The organism is Nocardia arthritidis (assembly GCF_011801145.1).
In the GTDB taxonomy this organism is placed as follows: domain Bacteria; phylum Actinomycetota; class Actinomycetes; order Mycobacteriales; family Mycobacteriaceae; genus Nocardia; species Nocardia arthritidis_A.
On the sequence record NZ_CP046172.1, the window covers coordinates 136,232 to 147,315 of the forward strand.

Annotated in this window: 14 protein-coding genes and 1 tRNA gene; 8 read left to right on the top strand and 7 right to left on the bottom strand. The window is 65.1% G+C overall.

From position 1 onward, the window contains the following. Positions 1 to 7 precede the first annotated feature (7 nt). Complete coding sequence (locus tag F5544_RS00650; protein ID WP_238847025.1) at positions 8 to 907, bottom strand: hypothetical protein; 900 nt, start codon at positions 905 to 907, stop codon at positions 8 to 10. A gap of 121 nt (positions 908 to 1,028) precedes the next feature. Between F5544_RS00650 and F5544_RS00655 the strand changes: the two genes are divergently transcribed. Together F5544_RS00655 and F5544_RS00660 are read left to right on the top strand one after the other, a co-directional pair. Next, positions 1,029 to 1,778 carry a lysophospholipid acyltransferase family protein gene (locus tag F5544_RS00655; RefSeq protein ID WP_167478884.1) on the top strand — a complete coding sequence of 250 codons (750 nt, stop codon included), beginning with the start codon at positions 1,029 to 1,031 and terminating at the stop codon, positions 1,776 to 1,778. A 13-nt stretch (positions 1,779 to 1,791) separates the two neighbouring features. Continuing rightward, positions 1,792 to 2,547, top strand: coding sequence for a lysophospholipid acyltransferase family protein (locus F5544_RS00660; protein ID WP_167471372.1), 756 nt, complete (start codon positions 1,792 to 1,794; stop codon positions 2,545 to 2,547). A 2-nt stretch (positions 2,548 to 2,549) separates the two neighbouring features. On the opposite strand, the gene F5544_RS00665 is transcribed toward F5544_RS00660, so the two are convergent. The 3 genes from F5544_RS00665 to F5544_RS00675 all read right to left on the bottom strand — a co-directional run bounded on the left by F5544_RS00665 (position 2,550) and on the right by F5544_RS00675 (position 4,870). Next, on the bottom strand, positions 2,550 to 2,735 hold the full coding sequence (locus F5544_RS00665; RefSeq protein ID WP_167471373.1) for a ferredoxin: 186 nt from the start codon (positions 2,733 to 2,735) through the stop codon (positions 2,550 to 2,552). A gap of 17 nt (positions 2,736 to 2,752) precedes the next feature. Further along, positions 2,753 to 3,961: a cytochrome P450 gene (locus F5544_RS00670; protein WP_167471374.1), complete on the bottom strand. Its 1,209-nt coding sequence runs from the start codon at positions 3,959 to 3,961 to the stop codon at positions 2,753 to 2,755. A 108-nt stretch (positions 3,962 to 4,069) separates the two neighbouring features. Further along, a complete protein-coding gene (locus F5544_RS00675; RefSeq protein ID WP_238847570.1) occupies positions 4,070 to 4,870 on the bottom strand; it encodes a helix-turn-helix domain-containing protein in 801 nt (266 codons plus the stop codon). A gap of 94 nt (positions 4,871 to 4,964) precedes the next feature. On the opposite strand from F5544_RS00675, the gene F5544_RS00680 reads away from it, so the two are divergent. The 4 genes from F5544_RS00680 to F5544_RS46980 all read left to right on the top strand — a co-directional run bounded on the left by F5544_RS00680 (position 4,965) and on the right by F5544_RS46980 (position 6,855). Next, positions 4,965 to 5,846 carry an NAD(P)H-binding protein gene (locus F5544_RS00680; protein ID WP_167471375.1) on the top strand — a complete coding sequence of 294 codons (882 nt, stop codon included), beginning with the start codon at positions 4,965 to 4,967 and terminating at the stop codon, positions 5,844 to 5,846. A 58-nt stretch (positions 5,847 to 5,904) separates the two neighbouring features. Next, positions 5,905 to 6,372, top strand: a complete 468-nt coding sequence (locus F5544_RS00685; protein ID WP_167471376.1) for a nuclear transport factor 2 family protein — start codon at positions 5,905 to 5,907, stop codon at positions 6,370 to 6,372. Between the two features lie 8 nt (positions 6,373 to 6,380). After that, the gene (locus F5544_RS00690) at positions 6,381 to 6,599 is read left to right on the top strand and encodes a hypothetical protein (RefSeq protein ID WP_167471377.1); all 219 of its coding nucleotides are present in this window, start codon (positions 6,381 to 6,383) and stop codon (positions 6,597 to 6,599) included. A 121-nt stretch (positions 6,600 to 6,720) separates the two neighbouring features. Further along, entirely contained in the window at positions 6,721 to 6,855 is a 135-nt protein-coding gene (locus F5544_RS46980) for a hypothetical protein (protein ID WP_275107003.1), read from the top strand. Between the two features lie 12 nt (positions 6,856 to 6,867). On the opposite strand, the gene F5544_RS00695 is transcribed toward F5544_RS46980, so the two are convergent. Next, the gene (locus F5544_RS00695) at positions 6,868 to 7,305 is read right to left on the bottom strand and encodes a GNAT family N-acetyltransferase (protein WP_167471378.1); all 438 of its coding nucleotides are present in this window, start codon (positions 7,303 to 7,305) and stop codon (positions 6,868 to 6,870) included. A 110-nt stretch (positions 7,306 to 7,415) separates the two neighbouring features. Here F5544_RS00695 and F5544_RS00700 point away from each other — a divergent pair. After that, a tRNA-Gly gene (locus F5544_RS00700) sits at positions 7,416 to 7,491 on the top strand. Between the two features lie 232 nt (positions 7,492 to 7,723). Here F5544_RS00700 and F5544_RS00705 read toward each other — a convergent pair. Together F5544_RS00705 and F5544_RS00710 are read right to left on the bottom strand one after the other, a co-directional pair. Then, positions 7,724 to 8,218, bottom strand: coding sequence for a hypothetical protein (locus tag F5544_RS00705; protein WP_167471379.1), 495 nt, complete (start codon positions 8,216 to 8,218; stop codon positions 7,724 to 7,726). Positions 8,219 to 8,508: 290 nt separating this feature from the next. Next, positions 8,509 to 9,132, bottom strand: a complete 624-nt coding sequence (locus F5544_RS00710; protein WP_167471380.1) for a TetR/AcrR family transcriptional regulator — start codon at positions 9,130 to 9,132, stop codon at positions 8,509 to 8,511. Positions 9,133 to 9,202: 70 nt separating this feature from the next. Between F5544_RS00710 and asnB the strand changes: the two genes are divergently transcribed. After that, positions 9,203 to 11,041: an asparagine synthase (glutamine-hydrolyzing) gene (gene asnB, locus F5544_RS00715; protein ID WP_167471381.1), complete on the top strand. Its 1,839-nt coding sequence runs from the start codon at positions 9,203 to 9,205 to the stop codon at positions 11,039 to 11,041. Positions 11,042 to 11,084: the final 43 nt, after the last annotated feature.

Consider the following 11,084-nt stretch of genomic DNA (forward strand, 5'->3'; position numbering starts at 1 on the left):
GTAGTGGTTACGAGGAAACGTCGCCGATGCAGTAGCCGGTCGCGGTTTCGGCCAGGGTGAAGGTGCGGGTCTGCGTCACGCCCGCGGCATTGGTGACCGGCACCTGCACGCTGAGATAGTCCTGCCGCAGCCGTTCCGAACGGATCTCCTGGTCCGCGAATTTGGTGACGCCGGTGAGCTTGCCCGGATTGTTGGCCAGTGGCGGCTCGGTGGGTTTACCGCTGCCCGTCGGATCCCAATCGGCGGCCTTGCAGACGAGCGGATAGTCACCCTCTTTGTCGGCCGGATCGAGCGGTGTGCCGACGAAGCGGGACAGGTAGCGGCGCACGGTGTGCCGCGCGTCGGCCTCGTTGTAGCCGATCTCGGTGCCCGCCGGATACACCCGTGGGCAGGCGTAACCCGATTTGATCGCGTTCGGGTCGGCGACGACGGTGGTGCCGCGGTTCTTCCAGACCACGCCGTCCTCGGTGACCGCGCCGGGTTGGGCGAGCGCGGCCAGGATCGCCGTCTTGCCCTCGTACATGTCGGCCACGTTCTTCGGGGCGATGGTCCAGCATTTCGCCTGCAGGTCGGTGGTGGAGTCGGTCCGCAGGTCGGCGGCCCAGCGCTGCAGAGCGGGCGCGGCGGCGGGTAATCCAGGAACCGCGCCGACGGGCGGTGCGTCCGCGGGCGGCATCGGCAGCGTCGACGAGGGCGGGCCCGTGGTCGTTGTCTGAGTGAGTGAGGGGATCGCGGCGGGCGGCGTGGTGTTCCGGGCAGGCCGATTCGCGTCCTCCGGGACGCCGACCACGCTGTCGCACGCGCCGACCAGCAATGTTGTCGCGACAAGTACACCGAACCACACCCGCTCGCGGGTCCGCGCCGATTTCAGCTCGCGCACACGGGTTTCCGGTTGAGCGGGTTCCACTTCGACGGTCCTCTTCCATAGGCGTGCGGTGGGGCGAATACGTGACGCGCTGTCGTCGCGGCACGCGCGGCGCGGCGCCGCACTGCCGGATGGGACAGTCTGCGACTACGCTAGCGGAATTGTGGAACCCGTCTACCGGACCGTCATCGGCCTGGCCCGTACCGTCTTCTTCGTTCAGGGATTGAAGTTCACCGTCAAGGGCGATGAGCACATTCCCGCCACCGGTGGTGCCGTGCTCGCGGTGAACCACACCGGCTATATGGATTTCACCTACGCCGGTCTGCCCGTGCGCACCCCCAAGCGCTACATCCGGTTCATGGCCAAGAAGGAGGTCTTCGACGACAAGATCTCCGGGCCGATCATGCGCGCGCTCAAGCACATTCCGGTGGACCGGTCGGCGGGCGCCGATTCGTATCAGGCGGCGGTCGACTACCTGCGGCGCGGCGAGCTGGTCGGCGTGTATCCGGAGGCCACCATCAGCCGCAGCTTCGAGATCAAGGATTTCAAATCCGGTGCGGCGCGGATGGCGATCGAGGCGCAGGTGCCGATCATCCCGATCGTCATCTGGGGTGCGCAACGGGTGTGGACCAAGGGGTTCCCGAAACGGTTGGGCCGCACCAACACCCCGATCTCCATCGCGGTCGGCGAGCCGATCCAGCCGTACGAGCCCGCCGCCGAGCTCACCGCGCAGCTGCGCTCGACCATGCAGCGAATGCTGCTCGACCTGCAGCAGGACTATGTGCACGAGCCGGGCGCCTACTGGGTTCCGGCCCGGCTCGGCGGCAGCGCTCCTACCCTGGAAGAGGCCGACGCGATGGATGCCGCCGAGGCCGAGGCCAAGGCCGCGCGCAAGAACACGGCCGATCAGTAGCGGAGTTTCACCAGTGCAGCGGGAACCGGTTTACGACATTCTCACCGGATTGGTCCGCACCATCTTCGCGGTGCAGGGGTTGCGGATCGATATCCAAGGGCAGGAACGCATTCCGCGGACCGGCGGGGCCGTTCTCGCCGTGAACCATACGGCCTACCTGGATTTCATGGAGGTCGGGTTGGTCGGGCGCAATTCCGGCCGCAATGTGCGCTACATGATGAAGGCCGAACTGGAGCACGGCATCGTCGGCTTTCTGATGAAGCACTGCAAGGCGATCGGCGTCGACCGCACCGCGGGCGCGGAGTCGTACGCCCGCGCCGTCACGGCCCTGCGGGACGGTGAATTGGTCGTCGTCTATCCCGAGGCGACCATCAGCCGCAGCTTCGAGCTGAAGGAATTCAAATCCGGCGCGGCGCGGATGGCGATCGAGGCGCAGGTGCCGATCATCCCGGTGGTGATCTGGGGCGCACATCGAGTCTGGACCAAGGATATCCCGAAAAAGCTTGGGCGGCATCGTTTTCCGATCAACATCCAAATCGGTGAGCCGATCCCGCCCGATCAGCCGACCGAGGAGTTGACCGCGACGCTGCGGGCGCACATGAGCGAATGTCTCGAGGCGGCGCAACGGGATTACCCGATGGAGCCGGGTGCGCGATGGGTGCCGGTGCGGCTCGGCGGCACCGCGCCGACGCTGGAGCGGGCGTTGGTGCTCGAGCAGGAGGAGATGGCCCGTCGGCGCGCGAAAGCCGCTGAGCGCAAAGGGCATTGACCTCAGTCGAACCGCAGGGCGCCCGACGGACAGATCTGAATCGCCTCGGCCACCTGATCCGTCATATCGGCGGACTCGGCTCGGCGCACGACGACCAAGCCGGACTCGTCCTGGCCGAATACCTCCGGCAGCAGCGCCGCGCACATGCCCGCGCCGATGCATACGGCGCGGTCGGCGGTTATTCGCATGGCGTATTTCCTTTCGCTCACCAGCTGATCGGGAGGGAATGCACGCCGAATACGGCGGCGTCGTGTTTGAAGGGTAGTTCGTCGAATTCCGCGTCGAGCCGCAGGTCCGGGAAGCGGCGGAAAAGGGTTTCCAGGGCGATTTCCAGTTCGGCGCGGGCCAGATGATGCCCGAGGCATGCGTGCACGCCATATCCGAATGCCAGGTGATGCCGGGTGGATCGATGAATATCGAAGCGGTCCGGATCAGGGAAAACTGTTTCATCGCGATTTGCCGAACCGATCAGGGCGAACAATCCTTCGCCGGATTTCACGACGGTGTCACCGATCTCGATATCCTCCTTCGGAACTCGGCTCAGAATCGTATCCGCGATGCTCAAATAACGGAGCAGTTCGTCGACCGCGTTCGGCCACAGGTCTGCGTCCGCTTTCAGTTCGGCGAGCGCCTGCGGGTGGCTTAATAGCACGAGAACACCCAGCGCGATCATATTCGCGGTGGTCTCGTGACCGGCGTTTAGCAGGGTCACCGCATTGGCGGCGAGTTCCATATCGCTGAGGCCATTTGCCTGTTGCTCTCGGATAAGCCTGGTGAGAATATCGTCGCCGGGCTGGTCACGCTTTATCGCAAGGAGTTCGACCAGGTATTCGCGCAGCTCGCCGATCGCGATCCGCAGGTCCGTGATGGAGCTGCGGCGATCGACCACAATCCTGGCCCTGGACTGGAAGAAATCGTGTTCGGCATAGGGAACGCCGAGCATGCGACAGATGATCAGGGACGGCACCGGAAGCGCGAAGACGTCCACGAGGTCGGCCCGCGGCGCCAGCTCGGCCATTACATCGAGCTGCGCGTCGACGATCCGCTGAATTTCCGGGCGCATCTCCCGCACCTTGCGCACGGTGAAATCCGATATCAGCAGGCGCCGATGCACCGTGTGTTCGGGCGGATCGGTACGAGCGAAAACTGGGGCATCCGTGTTGAGCAATGCGGCTCGGCCGGGATAGCCGGGCGTGCGGAAATCCGCGCTGATCCGTGGGTCAGCCAATGCGGCACGGACATCGGCGTGCCGGGCGATCAATCGGATGTTTTCGCCGGTGCCGGATTTCGCACTGGCAACGGGTTCGCTGGTCCGCAATTCCCGATATTCCGGTGGCGGATCGAAGGGGCAGCCGGTACGGCCCAGCGGAAAATCGAGCTCTCGCTCCGAGGTATTGTCCACTGTTTCTGACATCAGAATCTCCAATGCGAAATGGTGTTCGATAGCGGATCGCCTGATCAACCGGCATCGGTCGATGACGGTTGGGATGACGATCAGTTATTCCATATATGTGCGTGTCGATCAGACGCGACTGATGGACCTGCACGGGGTCGGTGCGGGCAGATCGCCGCGGAAGAACCTGGCCGGGGGCACGCCCATCAGCGTGCGGAAGTCGGCGGCCATATGCGACTGGTCGTAATAGCCGGTGGCGGTCGCGATTTGGGACCACGGGGTGTTGCCCGCCTGCTCGATGACGTGGCGGACGCGGTTGATCCGGGCGTAATGCTTGGGCGAGACGCCGACGCCGGTAGTGAAAAGATTGCGGAGTTGGCGTTCGCTGACGGCCAGCGTCGAGGCCAATCGGTGCACCGGTGCGGCCGTGGTGGATAGCGCGGTGACCGCCGAATTCAGCAGCGCGCGGTGTGCGCGCTGCGTCGGATCCTCGGAAAGCCGTTGCGGCAGTGTCTCTTCCAGATAAGCCAGGGCATCGTGGGGTCCCAGCTCCAGCAGTGCGTCGGCGAGCTCACCCACGACGCCGGGCAACTGTCCGAGCCGCACGACCCGGTCGGTGATATCCGCCGCGGACACTCCGAGCAGCGGCCGGGTGGCGCCCGGCGCGAGCCGCAGCCGCAGGCATCCGGCGTTCTTGTCGGCCCGCGCGTAGGTGGCCCGGGTGCGCGGGCCGAGCACCAGTGCGTCGCGGCGGCCGGACGCGTCGGTGTGCAGCGCGATCGTGGTAACCGCCTGCGGCACATGGGCGAACGGCTCGGCGCCGTAGCGGACGATGGGGATGTACCCCGCCTCGGTGATCCACGGGCGCAGCGATTCCGGCAGCCGCATCGGGTGTTCGACATTGTCCGCGGTCACGGGTGCCGTTTGCATGGTGGTCACCGGATCCACTTTAAGCAGCTCGGGGCGGGTTCGCTGTGCCGGTTTTTCCTATCCGGCCAGGGGTAACGGCGGCACCGTCATAGACATGATCGTAATTACCGGTGCCACGGGCACCATCGGTGGCGAAGTTGCCCGGCAGCTGGCCGCGCGGGGCGAAAAGGTGCGCGCCGTAACCCGCGATCCGGCGCGGGCCGATCTGCCGACGGGTGTCGAGGTGGTGCGCGGGGATTATCGCGATGCCGCTTCGCTCGCGGCGGCGCTGACGGGCGCCGAGGCCGCATTTCTCGTCGGCCAGCTCGGTCCCGGCTACGAGGAACTGGATCCCGCCCTTGCCGCCGCGGCGCGTGACGCCGGGGTGCGGCGGATGGTGAAGCTGTCCGCGATCGGCACCGGCGAATCCGATCAGCCCGTCAACACGCGGCATCTGCCGGGCGAACAGGTGCTGCGCGACAGCGGCGCGGTGTGGACCATCTTGCGCCCCAGCATGTTTGCCACCAACACGCTGCGCTGGGCTGCGGCGATCCGCGGCGGAAATCCGGTACCCAATATGACCGGTGACGGTGGCCAGGGGGTGACCGATCCGCGCGATATTGCCGCGGTCGCGGTCGAGGCGCTGCTGTCCGACGACCACGCCGGACAGATCTACACCCTCACCGGGCCTGCCGTTCTCAACACGCACGAATTGGCGGCCATCCTGTCGACCGTGCTGCACCGGACGATCGAGGTCGTCGATATTCCGCTCGAGGTGGCCCGAAAGAACTACATCGCCGCGGGCGCGTCACCGGAGTTCGCCGATATCGCGATGGCGGGTCAGGCCTTCGTGCGCGATAACGGCAACGCCGTGGTCACCAGTGATATCGAACGGGTGCTCGGCAGGCCGCCGCACACGTATGCCCAGTGGGCCGCGGATCACGTCGCGGCCTTCCTCACCGCCCCGCTGCCCGGTGGACCCGGTAAGCACCTCTGAAATCGGTTGTGCCGGTTCCTCCTAGAGCACACCGGTGCGCTCGCGGCATCGTGATCGCATGAGTGAAAAGATCAACAACGGTGGAGTTATCGGGCCGCGCGAGATGGTCGAGTTGATGCGGCGCAGCTTCTTCGGCGAAGGCGGCGTCGAATTCGCCGACGATGCGGTGTACGAGACGCCGTTCGCGCTGCCCGGCAAGCCGAAATCGTATAAGGGGCCCGAGGCGATCAATGCGCACTTCGCCGAGCGCCGGGCGGATGCGATGAGCGCCGCGATGGCCACACTGGAGATTCGGGCCAACGAGGCGACCGTGTACGAGAGCACCGATTCCGAGGTGGTGACATTCGAATTCGAGCTGTCCGGCGTATCGAAGGTCACCGGTGAGCCGTTCCGGTTCACCTCGACGATCGGTGTGCTCACCGTTCGGAACGGGAAGATCGTGCGCTGGCGGGACTATCCGAATTTCCTCGGCGCCGCCGAGGTGACCGGTGCGCGTACGCAACTCGCGGAGCTCATCGCCGGGTGACGTAAATCATGCTGGCACAACGTGGTTCGGTATTCGCGCCGAACCGCGTCGGCGGCCGGGCCGGCGGGCCGGTGCCAAACCTGACCGGTATCGGCGCACAGCCGTGGATCGATCCGCGCGATATCGTCGCCGTGGCCGTCGAGGCGCTGCTGTCCGACGCCCATGCTGGACAGACGTACACCCTCACCGGGCCCGGGGGCTCAACACGCATGAGCAGGCCACCGTGATCGGTGCCGCCCTCGGCCGCAAGCTTCAGGTCGTCGACGTACCCGACGAGGTAGCGCGCGAACATCTGCTGGCGGCGGGCCGTCACCGGAATTCGTAGCGGGTGCGCTCGAGGCGCAGGCGATGCTCCGCAAAGCCGTCGACGTCACCATCACCGACGATGTCGAAAAGGTGCTCGGCCGTGCGCCCCGCACGTACTCCCAGTGGGTCGCCGACCATATCGATGCCTTTCGGGCAGGCACCCCGGCCTCCCGGTAACTCGGCGCGTCCTCACTCGAGAGTCCGACGATAGGTGACCGAATCACGGGCGGTGAAACCGGCGCGGAGGTAAAGCCGATTAGCGGCCGCGCGCTCCGGACGTGAGGTCAAATCGACTGTGCGGGCTCCCTTTTCGCGGGCCAGGTCGACGGCGGCAGTGGTGAGGTCGAAGGCGATACCGCGGCCGCGAGCGGACTCGTCGACCACCACATCCTCGATCCTGGCCCGGATGCCCGTCGGGATCGGGTAGGTGACCAGAGTCAACATGCCGACGATCGCGTCATCGAGATACGCGACGAACAAGGTGTTGGACTCGGCGGACAGCAACTCGCCGAGCCCATCCACCGACCACTCGCGCGGCGAACTGGACAACTGACGATTCAACGCGGACACCGCACGCGCGAGCTCCGAAGTGGCCCGCCGCGCAACCTCGATCCTGACCCCACTCATGCCGCCAACCTATGCGATACGACACCCGCCGACCGGGGCGGTTTGGTGGAACGAGGGTATGGCGACTAAAGTTCATCATCGCAAGACGTTGCGAAAGCAGCGAAAGGCAGGCGAATGTAGCGCAGTTGGTAGCGCATCACCTTGCCAAGGTGAGGGTCGCGGGTTCGAATCCCGTCATTCGCTCCACTCGTACCGGCCCATGCCCATGGAGGGCATGGGCCGGGCTCGTTTCGCCATGTTTTGTGGGGGCGCAGCCCCCACGCCCCGCCCGGCGGGGCTTCGCCCCCGGGACCCCCCTTCGTAGGTGGTTGCGTTGGGGTTGTTTTGGGGCGTTTGTTGGCGGGGTCTTTTATTCGGGCCGCTTGTTGTCGGTCTTCGGTGGTGGGAGTTGTGTTGGTGGTGGGGCGTACGAATGCTGTCACTTCGGAGCCTTTTTGAAATAATATGATTTGAAGTTCAGCTTTGGCCTGGCTTCGCTGTGGGCGGGAAGCGTTGTTTGCTTGCCTGCGCAGTTCCTGTCGGCGTAGACGATCACCGGCGTGTCGGTGGCGTTCTCGGGCGAGAATGCTTGGATAGGCTCGTCCGGGTCCTCGCCAATGTATTCGACGCATTTCAGGGATCGGAGATCTCTCTCCTCGATGTGTTGCTTCTTGCCCCCTTCCTTGTACTCGTAGGAGAAAGTTCCGGCGGGATTGGCCGCCGTCGCGTGGGCCGAGGCGGGCATCGTGACGAGGAGGGCGAGGGCGCCGAGAGTGGCGCCGACGGCGTAGCGAGTGTGCATGGAGGGGACCCCTTTTCGCTTGTCGGATGTCGACCGGCGGTCGACATCCATCAGTGAGCATGTTCCGGACTCGACAGCAGCTTCTCGAAGGCGCACAGCGCGCATGCCGTTACCTTCATCTCGGATGGTCATCGGTACGGATTGTTGGACAACGCATCTGATTCGTACCGAATAGAAACATGGATGGGTTCCGGGTACGCCGCACGGAGATGCACGCACGTCACATAGTCGACCGAGCCTCTCGGGCGCTTTCGTGGGTTGATTGCGTTGGGTTGTGTTGGGCGGTTTTGTTGGTGGGGCGCTTTATTGGGGGTGCTTGCTGCTGATCATTAGTGGTTAGAACGCGCTGTCTGGGCGGAGGAGATGCGCATGGTTTCGGAATCTGCTGTGCCGGTGGGTATTTCGTGTTCGAGACTGGGGTATCAACGGAAGTTGTTGGCTACCAAGGTGATCGAGTTTTGGATTGCTTCGGTCAGGGAGGTGTCGGTGTTGAGGGCGAGGCGGGCGGCGGCTATGGCGGCGCCGGTGAAGGCGCCGACGATGGTGGTGGCGGTGAATTCGTCGAGTTCGTCGGGGTAGGTGTTGTGTAGGGCGGTGGCTAGTTGTTCCTGGCGGGTGAAGGTGCGTTGGAGCATGGTCGCGTAGATGGATGGCACGGTGAGTACCAGGCGGGCTCGGTGTTGTTCGAATTCGTCACCTGGATCGATGTGGGCGGCGGTGAGCATGGCGGCGAAGGCGCGCAGCAGGGCGTCGGTGGGGCGGTCGGTGGGGCGGCGGGTGGCGATCGCTTCCAGGCCCGCGGTGATGATATTGGCGCGGTCGCCGAAGAGTAGATCTTCCTTGGTGGCGAAGTAGTTGAAGAAGGTGCCGGGGGAAACCTCTGCGGCCCTTGCGATTTCGGCTGTGGTGGTCTTGTCGTAGCCCTTTTCGGCGAACAGTTGGTAGGCCGCGCGCAGCAGGGTTCGGCGGGTGCGTTCCTTCTTCAGTTCGCGGAGTCCGGGGTCGGCTGTGCGGTGGGGCGTCGATTCGCTACCGGGCTCGTCCATGGTCGAACTCTACTATGGCAACCACAAAATTGTGGTTGTATCAATGTTAGAGTCACTTCAAACTGAAGGTATGTGTGGAATCACTGGATGGGTCGACTTCAGCAGCGACCTCACCGACAAACGGACCATCGTCGAGGCGATGACGGCGACCATGGCCGAGCGCGGCCCGGACGCGGGTGGCGTGTGGCTCGAGCGGCACGCGGCGCTCGGTCATCGGCGCCTCGCGGTCATCGATATCGAGGGCGGCGCGCAGCCGATGACCGTGGAAACCCCGAACGGCACTGTGGCACTGGTGTATTCGGGTGAGGCCTATAACTTCACCGAGCTGCGCGCGGAACTCGTGGCCCGCGGTCATCGCTTCCGCAGCCGCTCGGATACCGAGGTGGTGTTGCGCGGCTACCTGGAATGGGGTGACGCCGTCGCCGAAAAGCTCACGGGCATGTGGGCTTTCGCGCTCTGGGACGCTCGGGACGAGCGGCTGGTGCTGATCCGGGACCGGCTCGGTATCAAACCGCTCTACCTGTGGCCGACCGCCGACGGTGTGCTGTTCGGCTCGGAACCCAAAGCGATATTTGCCAATCCGCTCGCCCGCCCGGCGCTGGGGCTGGACGGCCTGCGGGAACTGTTCACCATGATGACCGATCCGGGCATCGCGATCTGGCACGGCATGCGCCAGGTCGATCCTGGCACGGTGGTCACCGTGACCAGGGACGGTATCCGGACCCGCCGCTACTGGTCGCTGCCGGTGGCCGAGCACGCCGACGACCTGCCGACCACCATCGCAACAGTCCGCGGCATGCTCGAGGAAAGCGTCGCCGGCCAACTGGTGGCCGATGTGCCGCTGTGCACGCTGCTGTCCGGCGGACTCGATTCATCGGCGCTCACCGCACTCGCCGCGGCCCGCCTGGCCGAATCCGGTGAGAAGGTCCGGTGTTTCACCGTCGATTTCGCGGATCAGTCGGAGAATTTCGTCGCCGACGAATGGCATGCGACGCCGGATTCGCCGTTCGCGGTGGAGGTCGCTCGGCACGTCGACGCCGAACACACACGGGTCGTGATCAATTCGGCCGCGCTCGCCGCACCCGAGGTCCGGGCGGCCGTGGTGGCGGCCACGGACCTGCCGCTCGGCTACGGCGACGTCAATGCCTCGCTGCTGCTGTTGGCGCGGGCGGTGCGCGACCACTCCACCGTCGCACTGTCCGGCGAAGCGTCCGACGAGATCTTCGCGGGCTATCGCTGGTTCCACAACCCGGCGGTCTGGGACGCCGACGTATTTCCGTGGCTGGTGGTCGCGCCCCCGGGCACCGGGATACGCACCGAGCTGCTACGACCGGAGGTCGCTCGAGCCCTGGACCTGGAAACCTATGCGCGCGACGCGTATCGGGATGCGATCGCCGAGGTGGCGGTGCTACCGGGGGAAAGCGAATTCGACCGCAGGATGCGCCAGATATCGCATCTGCACCTGACCCGCTTCCTGCGGGGCATGCTGGATCGCAAGGATCGTATGAGCATGGCGACCGGACTGGAGGTCCGGGTGCCGTACTGCGATCACCGGCTCATCGAATACGTGTACAACGTGCCGTGGTCGATGCGCACCCACGATGGCCGAGAGAAGAGCCTGCTGCGCGCGGCGACCGCGGACATATTGCCGGAATCGGTGGTGCGGCGGGTCAAGGGCCACTACCCGATGGCCACGGACAGGACATATTTCGACGCGGTGCAGCGGCAGGTGGGCGCGGTGCTGTTCGAGCGCCCCGACCATCCGGTCCTGGAGTTGATGGATCGGGCCGCCGTCGCCGAACTGGCCGCCAAGGCGCCGGATGGTTTGACCTTCGCGCACCGGTTCGGCTTGGAACAGTTCCTCGATTTCGTCCTCTGGATCGACCACTATCATCCTGAATTGCCTTGATACACAAACAAAAACGGGACGGCACCGAGCCGTCCCGTTTCCG